Source organism: Micromonospora sp. WMMD1082, assembly GCF_029626175.1.
Classification (GTDB): Bacteria; Actinomycetota; Actinomycetes; order Mycobacteriales; family Micromonosporaceae; genus Micromonospora.
In genome coordinates this window covers 2,567,371-2,591,671 of sequence record NZ_JARUBM010000002.1, presented here as the reverse complement: position 1 = coordinate 2,591,671, position 24,301 = coordinate 2,567,371, and the positions used below count along the sequence as shown (strand labels likewise).

Here is a 24,301-nt window from a genome sequence, read left to right as displayed (position 1 = left end):
CCTCCGTGCGGGATGCACACGAGAAACGTGACAAGTGCGGGGTGGGCGATGAGCGAGGTCTTGCCGAGGATGGGGTCATGACAGATGCGGACAGCCACGCCGACGTACGGGCCGACGGCACCAGCGCCGCGGAGCCGGCGCCGGCCCCGTTGGCGACGCCGGTCACCCGGGCGGCGTCGATTCGGGCCTTCGCCTGGCACTACGTGCAGATGCTCATCGCGATGGGCGTCGGCATGATGGCGCTGACGCCGCTGCTGACCTTCGCCTTCGAGCGGCTCGGCGGGTCCGGCCTCGTCGACCGAGCCGACGTGTCCTCGCTGCTCATGGCGAGCAGCATGGCCCTGGGCATGGGCCTGTGGATGCGATTCCGTCGCCATTCCTGGATCAGCGTCAGCCAGATGTCGGCGGCGATGTATCTCGCCTTCATCCCCTTCTTTCCCCTCCACTGGGCCGGCGTGATGAGCGGCGAGACCCTGCTGATCGCCGGCCACGTCCTGATGCTGCCGCTCATGGCGCTGGCCATGTTGCTGCGTAGGGCCGAGTACCTGCCCGGCCACCGTCACTAGCGCCATCGGAGGAAGAGTCCATGTTCGAGCGTCTGGGCCGGTTCACGTACCGGCGGCGCCGCTGGGTGGTTGTCGGGACGCTGCTCTTCGTCGTCTTCGCCGTCGTGTGGGGCACGGGTGTCTTCGGCGCCATGGTCGACGAGGCCTTCGACGACCCCAACAGCGAGAGCGCGCGGGCGGCCGCGGTCGCGGGGGAGAAGCTCGGCCGCGACGAGGCCGACGTCATCGTGCTCTACCGCAGCGAGACGACCACCGTCGATGACCCCGCCTATCAGCAGGCGGTCACCGACACGATCGCCGCGCTGCCGGGTGACGTCGTGCAGAGTTCACTCACCTACTGGAGCAGCGGCGCGCCGCAGCTGGTCAGCAAGGACCGCCGGGCGACGTACGCCGTCCTGGTGCTGCGGGGTGACGAGGAGGAACGTCCGGAGGCCCTGGAGAAGATCGAGGGCAGCCTCGCGGCACCGGGGCTGAGCAGCCAGCTCGGCGGGCTGGAGGTGATCGGTCGGGACATCGGCGACCGGGTCGGCGAGGACATCGTCAAGGCCGAGATGCTGTCGCTGCCGATCCTGCTGGTGTTGTTGCTGATCATCTTCGGCAGCCTGGCGGCGGCAAGCCTGCCGTTGGCGGTCGGGATCGTCGCGATCCTCGGCGCGTTCACGGCGATGCGGGTCATCACCGAGTTCACCGACGTGTCGGTGTTCTCGATCAACCTGGTCACGATCCTCGGCCTGGGCCTGGCCATCGACTACGGCCTGTTCATGGTCAGCCGGTTCCGGGAGGAGTTGGGCCGGACCGCCACCGTGGAGGATGCCGTCGTACGCACCATGGCCACCGCCGGCCGTACGGTGGCCGTCTCCGGCCTCACCGTGGCGATCGCGCTGATCGGGCTTCTGATCTTCCCGCAGGTCTTCCTCCGCTCGATGGGCCTCGGTGGCACCTCGGCGGTCCTGGTGGCGATGGTGGCCGCGCTGACACTGCTACCGGCGTTGCTCGGCATCCTGGGCCACCGGGTGGACGCGCTGTCGATCCGGCCCCTGTTCCGCCGGCTCCGCCGGCGGCCCGCGGTGGCGCCGACCGGCCACGCCGAGCGGGGGGCGTGGTACCGGATCGCGTACGCGGTGATGCGCCGCCCGGTGCTCTACGCCGCCGGCATCGTCGTGGTTCTTGTCGCCCTCGGCCTGCCGTTCCTGCGGGTGGAGTTCGGCGGTGTCGACTACCGGGCACTCCCGGAGGGCACCGAGAGCCGGCTGGTGTCCGAGACGCTCGAACGCGACTTCACCCGCAACGCCACCGCACCGGCCGAGGCGATCGTCGCGGTGCCGGCTCCGGTCGACTCGGCTCCCGGCCGGGCGGCCATCGACGACTGGATGGCGGCCGTCCGCCAGGTTCCCGGCGTGATCGGCACCCAGATCACCGGCATGGCCGGCGACACCGCCCGGGTGGCGGTCACCTTCACCGGCGACCCGATGGGCGCCGAGGGACGGGAGGTGCTGGCCGACATCCGCGACGTTCCGGCGCCGCCCGGTGGTCAGGTGCTGGTGGGCGGCAAGACCGCCGAGCTGGCCGACCGCCTCGAGAGCATCGGTGACCGACTGCCGTGGATGGCGCTGTTCGTCTGCGGCATCACCTTCATCCTGTTGTTCCTCGCCTTCGGCTCGGTCGTGCTGCCGATCAAGGCCATCGTGATGAACGTGCTGTCGCTGGGCGCGTCCTTCGGCGCGTTGGTCTGGATCTTCCAGGACGGCAATCTGTCCGGCCTGCTCAACTTCACCCCGACCGGCACGTTGGAGGCGTCCCAACCGATTCTGGTGCTGGCTGTCGTGTTCGGCCTGTCCACCGACTACGAGGTGTTCCTCCTGTCGCGGGTCCGGGAGCAGTACGACCTCACCGGTGACAATGCCCAGGCGGTGGCGCTCGGGCTGCAACGCACCGGCCGCATCATCACCAGCGCGGCATTGCTGCTCATCGTGGTGATCGGCGCCTTCTCGATGTCCGGCATCACGTTCATCAAACTGATCGGTGTCGCCATGATCATCGCGATCGTGGTGGACGCCACGGTGGTCCGCGCACTGCTCGTGCCGGCGACGATGCAACTGCTCGGGCGCGCCAACTGGTGGGCACCCCGACCGCTGCGCGGGCTGTACGCGCGTTACGGCATTCGGGAAACCGACGAGGCGGTGCCCGCGCCACTGGAAAGGGTGGTCGAGCCCGCCCGACGCTGAAACACCGGTCTGTCCCATCCGGACTGCGCCCGGGGAGCCCCCGGGCGCAGTTTCCGCCGGGTGGGTCAGGCGATTACCCGGCCTGCATAGGCTCGATCACTCTATGAGCACGGTATGAGGAGGGACTCCCCCGATGAGGGTCGCCGTCGACAGCTCGAAGTGCCAGGACACCGGTCAGTGTTTCTACACCGCCCCAGAGGTCTTCATCGCCTCGCCGGACCATCGGCTCGGCTCGGTCGTCGCCGAGCCGGACGAATCGCTGCGCGACCTGGTCGAGGAGGCCGCCGACGGGTGCCCGCTGCACGCCATCAGCGTGGAGGGCTGACGCCGGACGCCCGTCCGACCGGATCGAGGGCCGGGGCCGTCCCTGTGCGGGCGGCCCCGGGTAGGGGTGATGAATGGCGCATCTCGGATGGGGTGGGCGCACCCCGTAGCCAACCCCTAGGCTGCCCGAGCGAGCCCGTAGACGCCTTGTACGCCGAGCGAACCGCCGACGATGCTGTCCCGACGGACGACAGAAGGGCACCGTCCATGAGCGACGATCAGCACCGGGGTCTATGGCTCCGGAACTACCACCCCTCACCGGCCAGCCGCGTACGCCTGATATGCCTGCCGCATGCGGGCGGCTCGGCCAGCTACTTCTTCCCGTTCTCCCGGCTTATCGCGCCTGCCGTGGACGTCTTCGCGGTGCAGTATCCGGGGCGGCAGGACCGGCGCACCGAGCCGTGCATCGACGACGTGCACGAGCTGGCCCGCCGCATCTTCGCGGTCCTGCCGGCGACGGACAACCGTCCGGTCGCGCTGTTCGGGCACAGCATGGGCGCGAGCATCGGCTTCGAGCTGGCGCGGCTGCTGGAGAACGCCGGGACGCGCCCGATGCGGCTGTTCGCGTCGGGCCGTGGCGCGCCGTCGCACACCCGCGACGAGCAGTTGTACCTCGCCGACGACGACCGGCTGCTCGCCGAGATCCGCCACCTCAGCGGCACGGACGCCGGCCTGCTGGACGATGAGGAGATGCTGCGGCTGGTGCTCCCGGTGATCCGCGCGGACTACCGGGCGGCCGAGACGTACCGGACCGCCGCCGGCACGATCGCGGCGCCGATCACCGCCCTGCTCGGCGTCGAGGATCCCCGCGTCGACCGGACCGAGGCGGAGGGATGGGCGGCGTACACCGAGGCACCCTTCGAGCTGCACACGTTCTCCGGCGACCACTTCTACCTCAACCACATGATGCCCGAGCTGGCCCGCGCCGTCGCCGACGCGCTCGAGACGGACCTGCACACACTGTCGGCGCCATGAGCACGCGGCGCATGACCGCGGGCCGGTTGGGCCAGGTGGGTGCCCGGGTGAGTGGCATCGGCGGGTACCGGCCGGCCCGGGTGGTCCACAACAAGGAGATCTGCGAGCGGATCAGGTCGAGCGACGAGTGGATCCAGCAGCGCTCGGGCATCGTCAGCCGGCGTTTCGCGGGCGACGACGAGACCGTCGTGAGCATGGGCGTGCAGGCGGCTCGGCGGGCGCTGGCGCACGCCGGGGTCGAGCCCCATGAGGTCGACACCGTGATCGTCGCGTCGATGTCCTACCTGCGCCAGTCGCCCGCGGCGGCGCCGGAGATCGCGAAGCTCATCGGCGCCGAGTCCGCCGCCGCGTTCGACGTCGCGGCGGCGTGCGCGGGCTTCTGCTACGCGCTGGCCGTGGGCGCCTCGCTGGTCCGGTCCGGCGTGTCCGAGCAGGTGTTGGTGATCGGCGCTGAGAAGATGACCGACATCATCGACCCGGCCGACCGGTCGACGGCATTCCTCTTCGCCGACGGCGCCGGTGCGGCGCTGGTCGGGCCCAGCGACGAGAACACGGTCGGCCCGGTGGTCTGGGGCTCCGACGGCGGCGGCAAGGACCTGATCGGGCACTCCGACTCCTGGCTGAGCCTTCGTGACCGGTCGGCGCCCTGGCCGTGGATGCGGATGGCGGGTCCGGAGGTGTTCCGTTGGGTCATCCAGAGCATGCTGCCGGTCGCCTCGTCCGCCGTACGCGAGGCGGGGCTCACGGTCGCCGATCTCACGGCGTTCGTCCCGCACCAGGCCAACCTGCGGATCATCGACCGGTTGGCCGCCGGGTTGCGCCTGCCGCCCTCGGTCGTGGTGGCCCGGGACGTGGAGACGTCCGGGAACACCTCGGCGGCGTCCATCCCGCTGGCCATCGAGGCCCTGCTGCTGTCGGAGCGGGCCGCGTCGGCGGCGGGCGGGTTGGCGTTGCTCGCCGGCTTCGGTGCCGGGCTCGCCCACGCGGCGATGGTCATCGCGCTGCCCCCACCGATCCCCGACGCGACGGCAGCGGCAGCCGTTCCGGTGGACGGGACGGAGCTGGGGGTGATCGCGCCGGCCGGACGGCGATAACGGCGCCGGGAGGGCCTGAATACGTCGGCGCTTCGCCGGGCGTTCATGTGCCTCGGTATTCAATCCTGGCCGTCGGAATATTGCCCGATTTGCCCGCGACGATCAATTTATCGGAACGATGGGTTATATCCGTTCCAGCTACTTGCTGAGTCAAGAATCAGGCGTTGGGTAAGGTTGGCGTCGGATGCACTTCCCATGCCATGCAAGGCTTGCGGGGTACGATTGTCATTTGGCAAAATCGTGGCTCGGAAAGAGACGATCATCATAGTTGTGCAGAGGGACATAAGGGCGGTGCGAGCTTCCGACTTTGTAGGCTGCGTCAACGGGAAGCGACTGGTGGGGATGCCCCGTTGTCGTCGGCAGGCGCCGGCTCCAACATCTAGTGTGGCGGGGAGACATCGGGGATGCTGGTCGAGCGTGACTTTGAGATTGCGCTACTGAAGGACTCGCTGGCGGGCTGCCTGGCGGGGTATGGCGGCACCTTCGTCGCCAGCGGGCCGGTCGGGTCCGGCAAGACCGAGTTGTTGCAACACGTGATCGAGGCGGCCCGCGAGGCGGAGTCGCACGTGCTGACCGCTGTCGCCTCTCGAGCCGAGCAGAGCCACCCCCTCGGGGTGGTCCGGCAACTGCTGGACAGCATCGCCCTGCCGTCGCCGGAGGCCGAGGCAGGCCACCGTCTCGTCCACGCCGTGACGCCCACCTACGACGAGCACGACCAGTTGGGCAGCCAGTCGATCGCCCCGGTGCTGGCCGGGCTGACCGGCATCCTGCTGGAAGCCGCGCGCAGCACACCGATCGTCATCTGCGTCGACGACGCCCACTTCGCCGACCCGGAGTCGTTGCAGTTGCTGGTCTACCTGGCCCGCCGGGTCGATCGGGCCCGGGTGCTCGTCGTGGTCGCGGAGACCCTGAGCGTCCGGCAGACCCGGCCGGCGCTGTGGCACGAGCTGCTCAGCCAGCCCCAGTGCCGCCAGGTGCTGCTGGGCCTGCTCTCGCCACAGGGCGTCGCGGCGATGATGGCGGCCGAGCCCGACCTGCCCGCGTCCTGCCGTCCCGAGCTGTGGCAGGAGGCGACCGCGGGCAATCCCACCCTGGTGCAGGCGCTGATCGACGAGCAGCGGGCCGCCCGGGAGACGGACACGGCCGTTGTCCCCGGGCCCACCTTTGCCCGCACGGCGCTGCGCTGCTTCTACCGCAGCGACGAGACCCTGCTGCCGGTGGCCCGTGCGATCGCCGTCCTCGACAGCGCCGGCCGGCCGAACCTGCTGGCGGAGCTGCTGCCGATGACCGCCGTCGCGGTCGCCTGGGCCGTCGAGGCCGCGACCGAGGCGGGCCTGCTGACGGCCGGCACCTTCCGGCACGAACGGGTGCGGGCCGCGATACTCGACGCGATGGACCCGCAGGAGCATGCCGACCTGCAGGCTCGGGTCGCGACCCTGCTCTACCGCAACGGTGCCCCCGCGCTGCGGGTGGCCCGGCACGCGCTGGCCGCGTCCAACGACGGCACCCGGTGGCCGGCGTCCCTCATGCACCAAGCCGCCGAGCAGGCGCTGGAGGAGAACGACACGGCCTTCGCCCTCGACTGTCTGCACCTGGCCGAGCAGGCCGTCCCGGACGGGTCGGAGCAGTCCGACATCCAGGCGACCCTGCTCCGCGCCCGTTGGCGGGTCGATCCGCTGGTGGCCGAGCGCAACGTGTCCCATCTGCTCGTCGAGGCGCGGGCCGAGCAACTCGACACGCACCAGGCCCTCGACCTGGTGCACCACCTGGCCTGGTACGGCCGGCCGGCCGAGGCGAGCGAGGTGATCGACCGGGTCAGCGCGAGTGCCGGCGCGGATGAGGAGATCGCCCACGCCCTCTACAGCACCCGCTCCCGGTTCGCGTTCATCTATCCGGGCCTGCTGGAGCCCGTCGCCGAGGGCGTCCGGACGCCGCAGGTCGGCACGTCCGTGATGAACGAGCGGAAGCTGCGCGTACGGGCTGCCCGGATGCTGGACAGCCTGCTCACCAAGGGAATCACCGAGGAGGCGGTCGCCGACGCCGAGTCGATCCTCCAGCAGTCCCGGCTCGACGAGCATTGCTGGGAGCCGATCGTCGCGGCGCTGGAGGCCATGGTCTTCGCCGACTGCCTGGAGAAGTCCGGCCACTGGTGCGACGTGATGCTGCGGCAGGCCAAGGAGCGCCAGGCGCCCACCTGGTGTGCGCTGCTGTCGTCGATCCGCGCGTCGATCAGCTACCGCCAGGGGAACCTGGCGGAAGCCGAACAGTACGCCCAGGCGTCACTGTCGCAGTTCCGACCCAAGGCGCTCGGCATCTACATCGGGGCGCCGCTGTCCGTCCTGATCCTGACCGCGACCCGGAGCGGCCGGTACGACGAGGCGTACCGGCATCTCAAGACGCCGGTGCCCGACGCGATGTTCCAGACCCCGTTCGGGCTGTTCTACCTGCGCGCCCGGGGACGCTTCCAGCTGGCGATGCGTAACCAGCGGGCGGCCATCGAGGACTTCGAGACGTGCCGTGACCTGATGCAGGGCTGGGGGATCGACCTACCCGGCCTCATTCCGTGGCGGACCGATCTCGCCCAGGCCCGGCTCGGCCTCGACCTGCCGGCGCACGAACTGGTTACCGAGCAGCTGCGGATGCTCGGCCCGCTCAACCGGCGGACCCGGGGGATCTCGCTACGGGTGCTCGCCACGACGAGTGAGCCGAGGCAGCGCCTGGCGATCCTGCGGGATGCCGTAGGGGTGCTCCAGACGGCCGGCGACCAGCTTGAACTGGCCGAGGCGCTGACCGATCTCAGCAACCTCCAGCACGCCCGGGGCGAGTACATGAAGGCCCGCATCACCGGCCGGCGCGCGCAGGAACTGTCCACCCAGTGCTGGCCGCAGGCCGCGATCGAGGGCGGCGGGGACAAGGACACCGAGGGCTCCCCGCCCACGCCGGACGAGTCGGTCATCTTCGACCTGAGCGACGCGGAACGCCGGGTGGCCGCCCTGGCGGCCCAGGGGTACACCAACCGGCAGATCGCCCGCGAGCTGTTCGTGACGGTCAGCACGGTCGAGCAGCACCTCACCCGGGTGTACCGCAAGTTACGCATCGACCGCCGGTCACACCTTCCCTTCAGCCTCCTCTCCGGCGTCACCGACCTGCGCAACACCGCATGACCCGGCCGCTGGTCGCGCGTGCCGTGACGCCACCCGTGATCGGCCCCTACTCTCGGTTCAGAACTTCCGCTGCCTGATAGGGGTCGCGGCAGCCGCTGGAGCGCGGACCCGCTCATATGCTCGGATGCGTGTCCGACCAACGGTCCACCGCGAAGCTCCTGGCAATCAGCGACCTGCACGTCTCCCACCCGGAGAACCGCCGGATCGTGGCGGGCCTGCGGCCCACCGGTGAGGGCGACTGGCTCCTGCTGGCCGGTGACGTCGGCGAGCTGATGGCCGACATCCGGTGGGCGCTGTCGACGCTGCGCAGCCGCTTCCACACCGTGGTCTGGGCGCCCGGCAACCACGAACTGTGGACCCACCCCAGCGACCCGGTGCAGCTGCGCGGCGTCGCCCGGTACGAGGCGCTGGTCGGCCTCTGCCGGGAGTTGGGCGTAGTGACCCCGGAGGACCCGTACCCGGTGTTCGAGGGCATCGGCGGGCCGGTCACGGTTGCGCCGCTGTTCCTGCTGTACGACTACAGTTTCCTGGCGGCCGGCCTGGCCTCGAAGGAGCGGGCGCTGGCCTACGCGTACGAGTCGGGGATCGTGTGCAACGACGAGTTCATGCTGCACCCGGATCCGTACCCGTCGCGGGAGGCGTGGTGCCGGCACCGGCTCGACCTCACTGAGCGGCGGCTCGCCGCCCGGGAGCGCCCGGAGCTGCCGACGATACTGGTCAACCACTTCCCGATGGTCCGGCAGGTGACCGACATCCTGCGCTGGCCGCACTTCGCGATGTGGTGCGGCACCGACCGGACGGCCGACTGGCACCTGCGGTTCAACGCCACCGCCGTGGTCTACGGGCACCTGCACATTCCCCGGGTGACCTGGCACGACGGGGTCCGGTTCGAGGAGGTCTCGCTCGGCTATCCACGCGAGTGGCGGCGGCCCGGCTGGCGGTCCACCGGCCTGCGGCACGTGCTCGCCGCCGGGATCGACAGCCGTGTTGGCTGACCTGCTACCACCCGACGTGGTCGTCGCCGAACGGTTCGACGACGTCCCGGAGACCGAGTTGTTCCCCGACGAACGGGCCGTGGTGGCGCGGGCCGTCGAGCGACGCCGCCGGGAGTTCGCCACCGTACGCGCCTGCGCCCGGGAGGCCCTGGGCCGGCTCGGCTTCGACCCGACACCGATCCTGCCCGGGCTGCGGGGCGCCCCCGTCTGGCCGGCCGGGGTGGTCGGGAGCATGACGCACTGCGACGGGTACCGCGCCTGCGCGGTGGGGTTGCGCGTCCGGGTCATCGCGACCGGTGTGGACGCGGAGCCACACGCGCCGCTGCCCGCCGGTGTGCTGGCGGCGGTGGCTCTGCCCGAGGAGCGGACCGCGCTGGCCGCACTCGCGGCCACCCGGCCGGACGTGCACTGGGACCGGCTGCTGTTCAGCGCCAAGGAGTCGGTCTACAAGACCTGGTACCCGCTGACCGGTCGCCCGCTCGACTTCGACCAGGCGCAGCTGCGTTTCCATCCCGGCACGGGCACCTTCGACGCCCGCCTCCTCGTCGGCGGACCAGGGCTCGCGCGCGCCGGGCTCGGTGGCTTCACCGGGCGGTGGTCCGTCCGCGACGGCCTGGTGCTGACCGCCATCGCGGTAGCCGCGACGGAAGGGCGGCCGGTAGGGGCGAGGGTGTAGGGCACGGCGGTTCGAGGTAGGGGTGGTGGCCCACCCGCCCGGCGGTGTTGTAGGGGTGTCCGCCGCCGGAGCGCCGTGCGACGCTCCGAAACGTCAAGCGAGAGGTGATCCGCATGAAGTTTCTCGTGCTCGGCTCTCTGGACGTTCACTGCGATGGCGGTCCCGCCGACCTCGGTGGGGTGAAGCAGCGGGCGGTTCTGGGCTACCTGGTCGTCAACGCCAACCACGTCGTGCCGACCAGCCGGATCCTCCGTGCGCTCTGGGACGGGCCGCCGCCCTCCACCGCCCGCAAGATGGTGCAGAACGCCGTATCGTCGATCCGTCGGATGCTGGCCGCGCAGCCGGGTCACGAGCCGCCCGCCAGCCTGGTGACCAGCGCCCCCGGCTACCAGTTGCGCGTCGATCCGGAAGCCGTCGATCTGTTCGAGTTCCGCCGCCGCGTGCAGCAGGGCCGCGCCGCGCTGGCGGCCGGTTCGACCGCGGCCGGCGCCCGCGCGTTGCGCGAGGCGCTCGCGCTGTGGCGAGGGCGTGCGCTCGCCGACCTGGTGGAGACCGGCACCGACTGGTCGGAGCTGGCCGCGATCGAGGACGAGCGCCTCACCGCGTACGAGGACTTCTTCGACGCCCAACTCAGCCGGGGCCGGCACCGGGAGATCACCCCGCAGCTCGAGGTCCTCATGGCCAGCGAGCCGATGCGGGAACGGCTCTGTCGGCAGTTCATGCTCGCGCTCTACCGATCCGGCCGGCAGGCCGAGGCGCTCGATGTCTACCGCCGCACCCGGACGGCCTTCGTGGAAGGGCTGGGCATCGAGCCCGGCCGGGGGCTGCAGGAGCTCCAGCACATGATCCTCAAGCACGACCTGGCGATCCAGGTTCCGGTGGGCGCCAGTTCCTGACCGACGGCAAGCGGGATCCGCGCCGGCCGTTCGTCGGGCCGGGTTCCGCACAGGTGACGATGAAGGTGGATCGCGTACGGCCTACGGGTGCGGCGTGCCGTCCACCCTGTCTGGAGGTGCGACGTGACAGAGCTGATGGAGAAATCCTCCGCGCTCCACTTCGGCGACGACCGGGAGCTGCTGCGGGAGGTGCTCAAGCCGTACCGCGACAACTGCAAGTACCTGCGCTCGGCGACCATGTCCGTCGTCGACGGGGTGGCCACCGCGTACGGCGAGTTCGCGATCCCGAATTCCTGCTACATCGACGACACCGGGCACTTCAACTCGGTGGAGTTCAACATCTGCTTCAACCAGCTCGGTTACTACCTGACGGCGAAGTGCATCAAGGAGCGGGCGCTGGCGGAGTTCTCCTCCTGGAACATGGACGACTACTACGAACGTCAGCTGCCCGACATCCTCATCACCGCCCTCGCGAGCCGCTTCCGGCGGGCCATCGACTCGGACGCGTTCCAGGGCGAGACGTCGTTCGGGCCGTTCACCGAGCGCAACGTCAGGCGACCGATGCTGCTGAACGAGATGCCGGTCCGGTTCTGGGACACGGCCGGCGGCAAGGCGACCGGCACCGTCAACGTGGTGCTGTTCAGCCCGGCCCTGTCGACCGTCAGCGCGTCGGCATGAGCACGCCGATGCGTACGCTCGTCGATGTCGTCCGGGCGCACGCCGCCCGGCGCGCCGACGTCACCGCCGTGCAGTGCGCGGGCCGGTCGGTCAGCTACGCCGACCTGCAGGCGGCGAGCAACCGGGCGGCGCACGCCATCCGCGCCGCGGGCCTGCGTCGCGGCGACCGGATCGCCTGGTACGGCAAGGACTCCGAGCACTACTACGAGCTGCTCCTCGGGATCGCCAAGGCCGGCGCCGTGCTGGTGCCGGTGAACTGGCGGCTCGCCGCCGACGAGGTGGAGCACGTGCTGAGTGACTCCGGCGCGACGCTGCTCTTCGTCGACGCCGACGCCGAGGCGACCGCCGACCGGATCGCCGCCGAGCGACCCGGCCTGCGGGTGGTCCGGCTGGACCGGCCGGACGCCCCGGGCGCCGGTTTCGTCGAGTGGATCGCGCCCCACCCGGACACCAACCCGCTGACCCGCGTCGACCCCGACGACGCGGTCGCGCAGATCTACACCAGCGGCACGACCGGCCTGCCCAAGGGGGTCGTACTCGCCCACCGCAGCTTCTTCGCGGTGCGCGAGGCGCTGGCCGGAGCCGGTCTGGACTGGCTGGACTGGCACGACGGCGACCGGAGCCTGGTCTGCGTGCCGGGCTTCCACATCGGTGGCCTCTGGTGGGTGGTGCAGGGGCTGGCCGCCGGGATCACCAACATCGTGATGCCCGTGTTCACGCCGGCGGAGACGGTCGCGCTGATCCGTGCCGAGGGTGTCACGGTCGCCGGCATGGTGCCGGCGATGCTGCGCCTGGTGCTGGCCGAGCCCGGCGTGGGCAGCGCGGACTTCACCGCCGTTCGCAAGGTCGTCTACGGTGGCTCGCCCATCTCCGAGCCGCTGCTCGCCGAGTGCATCAAGACGTTCGACTGCGACTTCGCGCAGATCTACGGACTCACCGAGACCGGCAACACCGCGATGTGCCTTCCCCCGGCCGACCACTACATCGGCAGCACCAGGTTGCAGGCGGCCGGCCGGCCGTACCCGGGCTTCGAGGTCGCGGTCGTCGGCGAGGGTGGCCGGCGGCTGCCCGCCGGGGAGATCGGCGAGGTGCTGCTGCGCACCCCGGCCGCGATGCTGGAGTACTGGAACAGGCCGGAGGCGACCGCGCAGACGCTCGTCGACGGCTGGGTGCACACCGGTGACGCCGGCTACCTGGACGAGGACGGCTACCTGTTCATCCGCGACCGGATCAAGGACATGATCATTGTGGGTGGGGAGAACGTCTACCCGGCCGAGGTGGAGGCGGCGCTCGCCAAGCACCCGGCGGTCGCCGAGGCGGCCGTGATCGGGGTGCCGGACGAGCGCTGGGGCGAGGCGGTGCATGCCTTCGTCGTACCCCGGCCCGGCGAACGCGCCGACGCCCGGGAACTGGCCGGGTTCCTGTCCGGCCGGCTCGCCCCGTTCAAGACCCCGCAGCAGTACGAGATGGTCGAGTCGGTGCCCCGCAACGCGAGCGGAAAGGTCCTACGTCGCGAACTCCGGGATCGGTTCTGGCGTGGGCATGAACGCCTCGTCAACTGACTCCCGGCGACCCATCCCGGTCACCACCGGTCGGTGGTGACCCGCTCGACTCGACGGCAGCGCTGACACTGCTGCTGCCGTCACCCCGTTGATCCCGCACCATGCTGAGGAGACGAAATGGTGCACGTCGGCCTGGCACAACCGGTGGAGGTCGCCGTCGAGAAGTTGCTGAGCCTGGTCTTCCGGTTCCGACGGCTCGCCTCGGACACGGACCCGTGCGCCCGGCAACCGTGCCCGGACTGCTTTGCTCCCCACCGCGCCCGAGCGGCCGCGTTCGTGGAACGGCGCGAGCCGGTCCACTTCGTGATCCCGGCGTTCCCCGCGAAGTCCCGTAACCCCCGCAAGGTGCTCGGCACCCTGCCCGACCTCGCCGAACGGCTCTCGATCGACTTCCTGGAGTCGTTCTGCGATCAGGTCCGGCACTTCTACCCGCCGGGCGCGCGCGTCACCATCTGCTCCGACGGCCACGTCTTCAGCGACGTGCTCGGCATTCCGGACGACGATGTCACGCAGTACCGCCGGCACCTCAAGCGCATGATCGGAGAGACCGGCGGCGGGTCGATCGACACGTACTCGCTGGACGACGCCTTCGGCGCCGCGGTCTCGTACGACGAGATGCGCAGGCGGCTGATCGCCCAGCACGCCCGGCCCGTCGAGGAGATCCGCGAGAGGGTACGCACGGACGAGGCGGCCTGCACCATGTTCAACGGCATGCACCGGTTCATGGTCGAGGACCAGACAGCCCTCAACTCCACGATGAGCCGGACCCGGCTGCGCACCGTCTGCAAGGACATGGCGTACCAGGTCATCCTGCGTAGCAACGCGTGGAGCGACCTGGTCGGTGAGGTCTTCCCGGAGGCGCTGCGACTGTCCATCCACCCGCAACCCAGCCACGCCGAGAAGATCGGGTTCCACCTGGTGCGTACCCGGGACAGCTGGCTGACCCCCTGGCACGGCGTGATCCTCGACGACGGCGCCACCGTCACCCTGGTGAAGCGCAGTCACGCCGAGGCGATGAACGCGTCCCTCATCTGGCGCAACAGCCGGCCGAGCCACTTCGTCCACCCGCAGGCCAAGCCCGAGGAGACCCCGTGACCGCGATCGAGAAGACCACCACCGTCACCCGTACCCCACTGTCTCCCTTCGGGGAAGTCGTGACCGCGCCCCACGGCGACGGCGACCTGCGCGCGATCCCGCCGGCGACGCTGGAGGAGTGGACGATCGCCGCGAAGGTGCTCGTGCTGCGGGGCTTCCCGCTGCTCTCCACCGAGGACCTGGTCAGCTACTGCGAGGGCTGGGGAGAGATCCTCACCTGGGACTTCGGCGCCGTGCTCGATCTGGTGATCATGGACGAGCCGAAGAACTACCTGTTCAGCCGCAGCGACGTGCCGTTCCACTGGGACGGGGCGTTCGCCAAGCAGGCGCCCCGGTACTTCCTCTTCCAGTGCGTGCAGGCGCCGCCCGTCGGTGGCGGCGGGGAGACGGTCTTCTCCGACACCACCGAGGTGATCCGGCGGGCCGGCGACGACCTGCGGCGCGACTGGGGGTCGGTCGACGTCACCTACCGCACCGACAAGCTGGCCTACTACGGCGGTCAGGTGACCGCGTCACTGCTGGCCACGCACAGCGAGACCGGCGAGACGATCATGCGGTACGGGGAGCCCCTCGACCCGGCCGTCTACCAGAACCCGGTCTTCCTGACCGTCGACGGTGTCGCGCCGCAGGACGCCGACGCGTTCATGACCGACCTGCGCGACCGGCTGCACGATGCCGAGGTCTGCTACCACCACGAGTGGCGGGACGGCGACATCGTGATCGTCGACAACCAGGCCCTGCTGCACGGGCGGAACGCCTTCCGGGGTGACTCGTCCCGGCACCTCCAGCGCATCCAGATCCTCTGATCGATGGAGCCGTCGTCATGCCGCTCAACCACGTGCCGACAACGCGGGAGGTCGCGATGGAGTCGGTGATCCTGTTGGACGACTCGGGCCGGGCGGTCGGCGCCGCCGACAAGGCGACCGTCCACCACCGTGACACGCCGCTGCACCTGGCCTTCTCCTGTTACCTGGTCGACTCGCGGGGTCGGTTGCTGCTGACCCGACGGGCGCTGTCCAAGAAGACCTGGCCCGGCGTGTGGACGAACAGCTGCTGCGGGCACCCGGGGCCGGACGAGCCGATGGCCGAGGCGGTCCTGCGCCGGCTCCGGCAGGAGCTGGGGCTCGACGTCCCCGCCGTCGACCTGGTGCTGCCCCGGTTCCGCTACCGGGCGGTGATGGACGACGGCGTGGTCGAGAACGAGTGGTGCCCGGTGTACCGGGCCGTCGTCGACGACGATCCGCGGCCCGACCCGTCCGAGGTCGAGGAGTGGACGTGGGTGGACTGGGCGCCCTTCGCCGCCGGGGTGCGCGGCGGCACCCGGGACGTGTCGCCGTGGTGCCGCCGCCAGGTCGAGCAGCTCGACGCGCTCGGCCGGTGGCCCGCCGGTTGGCCGATCGCCGACTCGGCGGAGCTGCCACCAGCGGCCCGGCCCGCCTCGGCGACGGTGCGGAGTACCTCGTGAATCCCTTCGACGATCCCGACGGCACGTTCCTGGTGCTCGCCAACGACGACGGGCAGCACTCGCTGTGGCCCGCGTTCGCGGACGTGCCGGCGGGGTGGCGCGTGGTGGTTGCGGCAAGCGACCGGAAGACCTGTCACGACTACGTGGAACGCGAGTGGGCGGACCTGCGTCCGCCGCCCCCTTACCAAGACGGGCCGGTAGCGGCCCACCGATCCTGAGCGAGGCGTCACATGGTGCAGACCTGTCCCGTCCATGCCCACCCCAAGCTCTTCGAGGGCGAGTTCTTCAACAACCCGTACCAGCTCTATGCCGACCTGCACGCCGACGGCCGGCCGATCGAGGTGTGCCTCGTCGACAACAGCCCGGTGTGGATGGTCACGCGGTACGAGGACGTGCACGCCGGTCTGCGGGACCGCCGGCTCGCCCGGCCCCGGAAGTACGCGGGCCCGCAGTTCATCACCGAACGGTTGCCCGAGGGTGTCCGGGTCGGCGGGCTCGTCTACACGGACCCGCCCGAGCACACCCGGCTGCGGCGCTTCGTGAGCCACGTGTTCCTGCCGAAGAACATCGAGCGGCTGCGGCCCCGGATCCAGGAGGTCATCGACGGCCTGCTGGACAAGATGGCGGAGAAGAGCGAGGCCGAACTGGTCCGCGAGTTCGCCGTCCCGCTTCCCGCCACCATGATCTCGGAGATCATCGGCATCCCGCACAAGTACGTCGCGGAGATGAAGGAGTGGTCCGACCTGCTGCTGGGCGGCACCGACGAGGAGAACGCCCACGTCCAGGTGCGGGTCCGCGAGATGATCATGGAGATGAAGGACGACAAGATCAGGGAGCCCAAGGACGACCTGATGTCGCACTGGATGTTCGGCAAGGACAAGGACGGCGTCGGCCTGCACCCGCAGGAGGTCTCCACGTTCGTCGGCGCGGTGCTGTTCGCCGGCTTCGACACCACCGCCGGGACGATCAGCAACGCCGTCCTGGCGCTGTTCGACCATCCGGAGCTGCTGCAGCGGATCAAGGAGGACCCCGACCAGATCCCGCAGGCGGCGGAGGAGCTGATCCGGGTGGGCACCGCCGTGCACAACGGGTTCCGCCGCTTCGCCACCGAGGACCTGGAGATCGGCGGTGTCACGATCAAGTCCGGCGACACCGTCTACCTCAACCTCGCCGCCGCGAACCGTGACCCGGACATCTTCACCGACCCGGACATCCTGGACGTCGACCGTGACGACGTCAGCAAGCACATCGCCTTCGGGGGCGGCCCGCACTTCTGCACCGGCGCGGACCTCGGCCGTCTGGAGATCCAGCTGTCCCTGCGCTCGCTGCTGGCGCGGTTCCCCGACATCAGCCTCGCCGTGCCGCGCGAAGAGCTGAAGTGGCGGACTTCGCCCAACATCATCACGCTCGCGGATCTGCCGGTGAAGTACTGAGCGGTGCGGCCACCCGCGCCCGGCCAGAGTAGGGAAGGCACATGTTCCGATCCGACCTGATCCGGCCGTTGCACGAGTCGCTCGCGCTGCACGCCCGCCGGTACGGCGACCGCGTGGCGTTCTCCGATTCCCGACGGCGCGTCGGGTACGCGCAGCTTGAGGCGCGTACCCGGCGGATCGCCGGCCACCTCGCCGCCGCCGGGGTGTACCCGACCGACCGGGTCGCGATCCACCTGGACGGCGGGGTCACCGCCGTCGAGGCCGCCATCGCGGTGGCCCGGGCCGGCGCCATCGCCGTCACGGTCGACCCCGCCGCGACGCGGGCGCAGCTGCGGGAGCTGCTCGACGACAGCGGCGCGGAGGTCGTCGTCACCGACACCGTCCGGCTCGCCCGGCTCGCCGGAGAGCCGGGTGGGACGCCGTCGCGCGTCGTGCTGGTGACCGAGCCCGGCACGCCGGCGCCGCCGGACCTGATGCGGTACGAGGAACTGGCCACCACCGAGCCGGCCGAGCCCGCACGCGACGACGCCGGGGTCGACGACCTCTCCTTCCTCACGTACACCTCCGGCGGCACCGGCCGCCCCAAGGGCGTGCTCTCCTCCGCGCGCAACGCGCTGTGGCCACTGGCCTCGGCGTACGCGCCCCTGATCGGCCTCGATGAGCAGGACCGGATCCTGTGGGCCCGGCCGGTCCACGACGGGGTGGCCCACCACCTCCTCGTGCTCGGCACGGTCACCGTCGGTGCGGCCGCCCACCTTGCCGGTCCGGCACCGGCCGGTCGGCTTCTCGACCTTCTGGACGAGCACTCCACGACGGTCCTCGTCGGGGCGTCCGGGACGTACCGGGAACTGCTGGACGGGGCGAGCGACCGCCCCGCAGCCGGGCCGGCGTTGCGCATCGCGCTGGTGAGCGGCGCGGCCGGGGCAGGTCCGCTGCGCGGAGCGTTCCGTGACGCCTTCGACGCCCCGCTGGTGGAGCTGTACACCACGACGGAGACCTGCGGGCCGATCGCCCTCGGCGGGCCGGAGGACGACATCCCGGACGCCGCGTGCGGCCTGCCCGTCCCCGGGCTCGGCGTCCGCCTGGTGGACCCCGGCACGGGCACCGACGTCCGTACCGGCCAGGAGGGCGAGGTGTGGGTCAGCGGGCCCAGCGTGATGGCCGGCGGGTACCACGAGCGGCCGGAGGCGACCACCGGTGCCCTGCACGACGGCTGGTTCCGCACCGGTGACGCCGCGCGCCGCGACGAGAACGGCTTCCTCTTCCTGACCGGGCGGCTGGCCGACCGGGTGACCGCCACGTCACCGCCCGCCGCCTCACCGCCCGCCACGCCACTGGCGGCGGCGGCGGACCCCGCACCGCCGTCGACCGACGGACTCGACATCGCCGCCGGGCCCGCCGCCGAGCGACGGGAACACCTGCTGCGACTGGTGCTCGCCGAGGTGGCCACGCTGACCGCCGTCGAGCCGGCCGACGTCGAGCCGGACGAGCCGTTCCGCCTGCTCGGTCTCGACTCCGTCTCCGCCGTGGCGATGCGCAACGCCCTGTCGGCCGCGACCGGGCTGGCACTGCCCGCCACCTTCGCGTTCGACCACCCGACGCCGGCCGCCGCCGCCGACCACCTGGCGCGCGAGCTGGGCCTGGCCGGGCCGGCGGAGGAGGCGGCGACCGGCCCGGCCGCGCTCGCGCCCGACGAGCCGGTGGCCATCATCGCGATGGCGTGCCGGTACCCCGGCGGGATCGCCTCGCCCGAGGAACTGTGGGAGGTGGTCGCCGCCGGGCGAAACGTCGTGTCGCCGTTCCCGGAAGACCGGGGCTGGGACCTCGACCAACTCTCCGACCCGGACCCCGAGGCCACCGGGCGCAGCAGCGTGCAGGTCGGCGGTTTCCTGCACGACGCCGGCGACTTCGACGCCGCCTTCTTCGGCATCAGCTCCCGCGAGGCGCTGGCGATGGACCCTCAGCAGCGTCTGCTGCTGGAGACAGCCTGGGAGGCGTTCGAGCGCGCCGGACTGCCGCCGTCGACCCTGCGCGGCAGCGCGACCGGCGTCTTCACCGGGGTACCGGCACAGACGTACGGTCGGGGCACGTACGCCGAGTCGGCCACCGTGGAGGGCTTCCTGGCCACCGGTCTGTCGGGCAGCGTCGCGTCCGGCCGCATCGCGTACACCTTCGGGCTGGAGGGCCCGGCCCTGACCCTCGACACCGCCTGCTCGTCCTCCCTCGTGGCGCTGCACCTGGCGGTGCAGTCGCTGCGGCGCGGGGAGTGCACGCTGGCGCTGGCCGGCGGCGCGACCGTGATGGCCGGACCGGAGACCTTCGTGGAGTTCTCCCGCCAGGGCAACCTCGCGCCGGACGGCCGGTGCCGGTCGTACGCGGCCGGCGCGAACGGCACCGGCTGGGCGGAGGGCGTGGGCCTGCTGCTGCTCGAACGGCTCGACGACGCCCGCCGCAAGGGCCACCCGGTGCTGGCCGTCGTGCGCGGCAGTGCCGTCAACTCCGACGGCGCCTCCAACGGCCTGACCGCCCCCAACGGCCCGGCCCAGCAACGGGTCATCCGGCAGGCGCTCGCGGATGCGGGGGTCGCGCCGGCCGACGTCGACGTGGTCGAGGGCCACGGCACCGCGACCGTCCTCGGCGACCCGATCGAGGCGCAGGCGCTGCTCGCCACGTACGGTCGGGAACGGGACCGGGGCCGGCCACTGCGGCTCGGCTCGCTCAAGTCCAACTTCGGCCACGCCCAGGGGGCGGCCGGCGTCGGTGGTGTCATCAAGATGGTGATGGCCATGCGGCACGCCACCATGCCGCAGACCCTCTACGCCGAGGAGCCCACGCCGGAGGTCGACTGGTCCACCGGTGCGGTCGAGTTGCTCGCCCGCGCGCTGCCGTGGCCCGCAGAGGACCGCCCACGCCGCGCCGCGGTCTCGTCGTTCGGCATGAGCGGCACCAACGCGCACGTCGTGCTGGAGCAGCCACCCGCGCCGGCCGCCGCCGTCGGGACGGGCGTCGACGGGGAGGTGCCACTCGTGCTGTCGGCGCGGACCGAGCCCGCACTCCGGGCCCAGGCCGCCCGCCTCGCCGGGCATCTGCGGGACCACGCGGAGACCCGCCTCGCCGATGTCGGCCACACGCTCGCCACCCGGCGCGACCGCTTCGACCACCTGGCGGTCGTCGTCGGCCGGGACCGCGAGGAGCTGATCCGCCAGCTGTCCGCCGTCGCCGAGGACGTGTCGTCGACCGACGCCGTCGTCGGCCGCGTCGACCGCGGTGGCGGCACGGCCTTCCTGTTCACCGGCCAGGGCTCGCAGCGCCCCGGCATGGGCCGGCAGCTGCATGCCGCGTACCCGGTCTTCGCGCGCGCCTTCGACGAGGTGTGCGACCGGATGCGGGCACACCTGCCGGAGCTGCGCGGTGTGGTCTGGGCCGCACCGGACTCGCCCGAGGCCGTACTGCTCGACCGTACCGACCACACGCAGGCCGGCCTGTTCGCGCTGGAGGTGGCGCTGTTCCGGCTCCTGGAGTCGGTCGGCGTACGGCCCGAGGTCGTGGCCGGGCACTCGATCGGGGAACTGGCCGCCGCGTACGTCGCCGGCCTGTGGGACCTCGACGACGCGTGCGCCCTCGTCGCCGCACGCGGCCGGCTCATGCAGGCGTTGCCCGGCGGTGGTGCGATGGTCGCCGTCGAGGCGACGGAGGACGAGGTGCGGCCGCACCTCGCCGGCCGGGAACACGCGCTGGACATCGCCGCCGTCAACGGCCCCAACTCCGTCGTGCTCTCCGGCGACGAGGCCGCCGTGGCCGAGGTCGCCGCCCGGTTCGAGGAGCAGGGCCGCAAGGTCAAGCGGCTCACGGTGAGTCACGCCTTCCACTCGCCGCGGATGGAACCGATGCTGGCGGAGTTCCGCGCGGTCGCGGCCGGGCTCACGTACCACCCGCCGCGCCTGCGGCTGGTGACCACGGCGACCGGCGGCTTCGCCGGGCCGGAGCTGCTGGCCGACCCCGACCACTGGGTGGGACAGGTCCGTCGCACGGTGCGGTTCGCCGACGCGGTGCGCACCCTCGCCGAGGCGGGTCACACCCGGTTCGTGGAGGTGGGTCCGGCCGGCGTGCTCTCCGCGATGGGACCGGCCTGCCTGCCCGACACCGTCACCGCCGACTTCATCCCGCTGCTGCGCGCGGACCGCGCCGAGCCGCGCGCGCTCGCGGGTGCCCTGGCCGAGCTGGCGGTACGCGGAGCAGCGGTCGACTGGCCCGTGGTGTTCGCCGACCGCGCGGCACGGCACGCCGACCTGCCGACGTACGCGTTCCAGCGGCACCGGTACTGGCTCACGCCGGTGGGCGTGGCGGACGTCTCGGCGGCCGGCCTGCGGCCGGTCGCGCACCCGCTCCTCGGTGCGGCGGTCGACCTCGCGGACCCGCCCCGCCTGGTGCTGACCGGGCTGCTCAGCACGCGTTCCCACCCGTGGCTCGCCGACCACGCGGTCCTGGACACCGTCGTGGTGCCGGGCACCGCGTTCGTCGAGCTGGCCCTCGCGGCCGCCGGTGAGGCCGGGTGCGACCTGGTGGAGGAGCTGACCGTGGCGGCGCCGCTGGTGGTGCCGGACACCGGCGGCGCATCGGTGCAGGTCGACGTGGCGGCGCCGGACGACGAGGGGCGACGGTCGTTCACCGTGCGGTCCCGGGCGCCGGACGCCGACGACTGGACCGAGCACGCCACCGGGACGATGGTGGCGGAGGCCCCCGAACCCGACCTCGCCCCGGCACCCTGGCCGCCGGTCGGCGCGAAGGAGATCGAGGTCGACGGCCGGTACGACGCGATCGCGGCGGTCGGTCTCCGGTACGGGCCGGCCTTCCAGGGGCTGCGTGCCGCCTGGGCCCGCGACGACGAGCTGTTCGCGGAGGTCGAGCTGCCCGGCCCGGCGCGGGCCGGCGCGGACGCGTACGCCATCCACCCGGCGCTGTCCGACGCCGCGCTGCACGTGCTGTTCGCCGGCCCCGACGGTGCGACCCGACCCGCCATGCCGTTCGCCTGGACCGGGGTGTCGGTCGCCGCCACCGGCGCCACGGCGCTGCGGGTCCGGCTCCGTCGCACCGGCGACGACACGATCGCCCTCCAGGCGAGTGACCCGAGCGGCCTGCCGGTGTTCTCGATCGAGTCGCTGACCACCCGCCCGGTGGCCGCCGAGCAGCTCGCCGCGGCGTCCCGGAGCGCGGCCGGTTCCCCGTACCGCGTCGACTGGGTCGCCGTGTCCGGCGGCGACGGTCCGGCGGCCGACCGCTGGGCGGTGCTCGGTCCCGACCCGTTCGAGATCGCCGGCCCGGACCGCGACGGCCGCGCCCCGACGGGGTACGCGGACGTGCCCGCGCTCGCCGCCGCGGTCGCGGGCGGCGCGTCGCCGCCCGCCGTCGCCGTGGCGACCTGCGCGGGTGGACCGGACGGGCCACACGCACCCGTGCACCGGGCACTGGAGGTGGTGCGGGACTGGCTGGCCTCGGACGGGTTGGCGGGCACACCCCTGGTCGTGCTGACCCGCAACGCCGTCGCGGCCGCCGACGACGAGGACGTCGACGACCTCGACGCGGCGGCGGTGTGGGGCCTGCTGCGCTCGGCCCAGGCCGAGCATCCGGACCGGTTCGTGCTGGTCGACCTGGACGGCACGCCGTCGGCCCTGGACGCCCTACCCGCCGCGGTGGCCTGCGGCGAGGCTCAGGTCGCCGTCCGCGCGGGCGCGCTGTCCACGCCGCGACTGCTCCGGGACAGCGCGGGCACCGGGACGGGGCCGGCGCTGGACCCGGAGGGAACGGTGCTGGTCACCGGTGGCACCGGCACCGTCGGCGCGGTGGTGGCGGCCCACCTCGTCCGCCAGCACGGCGTACGCCGGCTGCTGCTGGCCTCGCGGCGCGGCGCGGCGGCCCCCGGGGCGGCGGAGGTCGTCGCCGACCTGACCGCGCTCGGCGCCCACGTCGAGGTGGCGGCGTGTGATGTCGCCGACCGCGCGGCCCTGGCCGAGCTGCTGGGCGCCGTACCGGCCGGGCACCCGCTGGTCGGCGTGGTGCACGCCGCGGGCGTGCTCGACGACGGCGTGGTCGCGTCGCTGACCCCGGAGCGGCTCGATGCCGTGCTGCGCGCCAAGGCCGACGCGGCGGCGAACCTGCACGAACTGACCGCCGGCCTGGACCTCGGCCTGTTCGCGCTCTTCTCGTCGGCGTCGGGCATCCTCGGCGCCCCCGGCCAGGGCGCCTACGCCGCGGCCAACACCTACCTGGATGCCCTGGCGCACCACCGCCGCCAGCGTGGCCTCGCGGCGTCGTCGATGGCCTGGGGGCTGTGGGAGACCCGCAGCGAGCTGACCAGTCAGGTCGGCGAGCGGGACCTGGCCCGGATGGCGCGCAGCGGGGCGTTGCCGATGCCCACGGCGAAGGGGCTCGCGCTCTTCGACGCGGCCGTGGCGTCGGGCCGTCCGCTGACGGTGCCGATCCGGCTCGATGCTGCGGTGCTGCGGGGCGGCGCCGACGGCCTGCCGCCGGTGCTGCGGAGCCTGGCGACCGGTCCGGCCCGCCGCGACCGGAGTGCGTCCGGCGGGCCGGACCTCGCCCGCCGCCTGGCCGACCTGGCCGAGGCCGAGCAGGAGCAGATCCTGCTGGATCTGGTCCGGGTGCAGACCGCCACCGTGCTCGCGCATCCCTCGCCGGCCGCCATCTCGCCCTCGGCGGCCTTCAAGGAACTCGGGTTCGACTCGCTGACCGCGGTCGAGCTGCGCAACCGGATCAACGCCGTCACCGGGCTGCGGCTGCCGGCCACCATGACCTTCGACTTCCCCAGTCCGGAGGCGCTCGTCAAGCACCTCATGGAGCAGATCGGGGGCGGTCGCGGCCGGTCGCCGGCGGGCGAGGTCGCCACCCAGATCGCCCTGCTGGAGGCCGCGTTGCGGTCGATCGAGCCGGCGGAGCTGGACGTCGGGCAGGACGTCTCCGCCGACCTGCGCCGCCTCCAGACGCTGTGGCGGTCCAAGGCGGGTGCCGACGCCGACGACGACCTGGCCGGCGCGACCGCGGACGACGTCTTCCTGCTGCTCGACGCCGAGCTCGACAGGTGAGGTACGCCCGGATAGGGGAGCCCCAGATCCGGGCGTAGGGGTTGGCCGGCAGCGGC

The 24,301-nt window shown here is 72.2% G+C and carries 17 protein-coding genes; all 17 read left to right on the top strand.

Annotation, left to right across the window (positions count from 1 at the left end; genetic code table 11):
• Positions 1-77 precede the first annotated feature (77 nt).
• The 17 genes from O7615_RS11920 (at position 78) to O7615_RS11840 (ending at position 24,245) form a co-directional block, all read left to right on the top strand.
• Positions 78-566 carry a hypothetical protein gene (locus O7615_RS11920; RefSeq protein WP_278177520.1) on the top strand — a complete coding sequence of 163 codons (489 nt, stop codon included), beginning with the start codon at positions 78-80 and terminating at the stop codon, positions 564-566.
• A 20-nt stretch (positions 567-586) separates the two neighbouring features.
• Positions 587-2,791: an MMPL family transporter gene (locus O7615_RS11915; protein WP_278177519.1), complete on the top strand. Its 2,205-nt coding sequence runs from the start codon at positions 587-589 to the stop codon at positions 2,789-2,791.
• 133 nt (positions 2,792-2,924) lie between these two features.
• Positions 2,925-3,116 (top strand): ferredoxin, encoded by a 192-nt coding sequence (locus tag O7615_RS11910; protein WP_278177518.1) that lies wholly within the window; start codon positions 2,925-2,927, stop codon positions 3,114-3,116.
• Positions 3,117-3,322: 206 nt separating this feature from the next.
• Positions 3,323-4,090 carry an alpha/beta fold hydrolase gene (locus O7615_RS11905; RefSeq protein ID WP_278177517.1) on the top strand — a complete coding sequence of 256 codons (768 nt, stop codon included), beginning with the start codon at positions 3,323-3,325 and terminating at the stop codon, positions 4,088-4,090.
• Entirely contained in the window at positions 4,087-5,184 is a 1,098-nt protein-coding gene (locus O7615_RS11900; RefSeq protein WP_278177516.1) for a beta-ketoacyl-ACP synthase 3, read from the top strand. Before O7615_RS11905 ends, O7615_RS11900 begins: the two co-directional genes overlap by 4 nt.
• Positions 5,185-5,588: 404 nt before the next feature.
• Entirely contained in the window at positions 5,589-8,348 is a 2,760-nt protein-coding gene (locus O7615_RS11895) for an AAA family ATPase (RefSeq protein ID WP_278177515.1), read from the top strand.
• A 128-nt stretch (positions 8,349-8,476) separates the two neighbouring features.
• The gene (locus O7615_RS11890; protein ID WP_278177514.1) at positions 8,477-9,343 is read left to right on the top strand and encodes a metallophosphoesterase; all 867 of its coding nucleotides are present in this window, start codon (positions 8,477-8,479) and stop codon (positions 9,341-9,343) included.
• Positions 9,333-10,019: a 4'-phosphopantetheinyl transferase superfamily protein gene (locus tag O7615_RS11885; protein WP_278177513.1), complete on the top strand. Its 687-nt coding sequence runs from the start codon at positions 9,333-9,335 to the stop codon at positions 10,017-10,019. Before O7615_RS11890 ends, O7615_RS11885 begins: the two co-directional genes overlap by 11 nt.
• 113 nt (positions 10,020-10,132) lie before the next feature.
• Entirely contained in the window at positions 10,133-10,915 is a 783-nt protein-coding gene (locus tag O7615_RS11880) for an AfsR/SARP family transcriptional regulator (protein ID WP_278177512.1), read from the top strand.
• 123 nt (positions 10,916-11,038) lie between these two features.
• Positions 11,039-11,593 (top strand): FcoT family thioesterase, encoded by a 555-nt coding sequence (locus O7615_RS11875; protein ID WP_278177511.1) that lies wholly within the window; start codon positions 11,039-11,041, stop codon positions 11,591-11,593.
• Positions 11,590-13,155 (top strand): fatty acid--CoA ligase, encoded by a 1,566-nt coding sequence (locus tag O7615_RS11870; protein ID WP_278177510.1) that lies wholly within the window; start codon positions 11,590-11,592, stop codon positions 13,153-13,155. Before O7615_RS11875 ends, O7615_RS11870 begins: the two co-directional genes overlap by 4 nt.
• A gap of 117 nt (positions 13,156-13,272) precedes the next feature.
• Positions 13,273-14,250 (top strand): isocyanide synthase family protein, encoded by a 978-nt coding sequence (locus O7615_RS11865; RefSeq protein ID WP_278177509.1) that lies wholly within the window; start codon positions 13,273-13,275, stop codon positions 14,248-14,250.
• Positions 14,247-15,056 carry a TauD/TfdA family dioxygenase gene (locus tag O7615_RS11860; RefSeq protein ID WP_278177508.1) on the top strand — a complete coding sequence of 270 codons (810 nt, stop codon included), beginning with the start codon at positions 14,247-14,249 and terminating at the stop codon, positions 15,054-15,056. The genes O7615_RS11865 and O7615_RS11860 overlap by 4 nt, the downstream gene beginning before the upstream one ends.
• A gap of 17 nt (positions 15,057-15,073) precedes the next feature.
• Positions 15,074-15,715, top strand: coding sequence for an isopentenyl-diphosphate Delta-isomerase (idi, locus tag O7615_RS11855; protein WP_278177507.1), 642 nt, complete (start codon positions 15,074-15,076; stop codon positions 15,713-15,715).
• Positions 15,712-15,933 carry an MbtH family protein gene (locus tag O7615_RS11850; RefSeq protein WP_278177506.1) on the top strand — a complete coding sequence of 74 codons (222 nt, stop codon included), beginning with the start codon at positions 15,712-15,714 and terminating at the stop codon, positions 15,931-15,933. The genes idi and O7615_RS11850 overlap by 4 nt, the downstream gene beginning before the upstream one ends.
• A 12-nt stretch (positions 15,934-15,945) precedes the next feature.
• Positions 15,946-17,148 carry a cytochrome P450 gene (locus tag O7615_RS11845; RefSeq protein ID WP_278177505.1) on the top strand — a complete coding sequence of 401 codons (1,203 nt, stop codon included), beginning with the start codon at positions 15,946-15,948 and terminating at the stop codon, positions 17,146-17,148.
• Positions 17,149-17,189: 41 nt separating this feature from the next.
• Positions 17,190-24,245, top strand: coding sequence for a type I polyketide synthase (locus O7615_RS11840; RefSeq protein ID WP_278177504.1), 7,056 nt, complete (start codon positions 17,190-17,192; stop codon positions 24,243-24,245).
• Positions 24,246-24,301 lie beyond the last annotated feature (56 nt).

What these genes read in the sequence shown, in the direction of transcription:
- O7615_RS11840 (WP_278177504.1), top strand. Translation starts at nt 17,190, where the DNA reads ATGTTCCGATCCGACCTGATCCGGCCGTTGCACGAGTCGCTCGCGCTG.
- O7615_RS11845 (WP_278177505.1), top strand. Translation starts at nt 15,946, where the DNA reads ATGGTGCAGACCTGTCCCGTCCATGCCCACCCCAAGCTCTTCGAGGGC.
- O7615_RS11895 (WP_278177515.1), top strand. Translation starts at nt 5,589, where the DNA reads ATGCTGGTCGAGCGTGACTTTGAGATTGCGCTACTGAAGGACTCGCTG.
- O7615_RS11900 (WP_278177516.1), top strand. Translation starts at nt 4,087, where the DNA reads ATGAGCACGCGGCGCATGACCGCGGGCCGGTTGGGCCAGGTGGGTGCC.
- O7615_RS11870 (WP_278177510.1), top strand. Translation starts at nt 11,590, where the DNA reads ATGAGCACGCCGATGCGTACGCTCGTCGATGTCGTCCGGGCGCACGCC.
- O7615_RS11865 (WP_278177509.1), top strand. Translation starts at nt 13,273, where the DNA reads ATGGTGCACGTCGGCCTGGCACAACCGGTGGAGGTCGCCGTCGAGAAG.
- O7615_RS11915 (WP_278177519.1), top strand. Translation starts at nt 587, where the DNA reads ATGTTCGAGCGTCTGGGCCGGTTCACGTACCGGCGGCGCCGCTGGGTG.
- O7615_RS11880 (WP_278177512.1), top strand. Translation starts at nt 10,133, where the DNA reads ATGAAGTTTCTCGTGCTCGGCTCTCTGGACGTTCACTGCGATGGCGGT.
- O7615_RS11905 (WP_278177517.1), top strand. Translation starts at nt 3,323, where the DNA reads ATGAGCGACGATCAGCACCGGGGTCTATGGCTCCGGAACTACCACCCC.
- idi (WP_278177507.1), top strand. Translation starts at nt 15,074, where the DNA reads ATGCCGCTCAACCACGTGCCGACAACGCGGGAGGTCGCGATGGAGTCG.
- O7615_RS11910 (WP_278177518.1), top strand. Translation starts at nt 2,925, where the DNA reads ATGAGGGTCGCCGTCGACAGCTCGAAGTGCCAGGACACCGGTCAGTGT.
- O7615_RS11920 (WP_278177520.1), top strand. Translation starts at nt 78, where the DNA reads ATGACAGATGCGGACAGCCACGCCGACGTACGGGCCGACGGCACCAGC.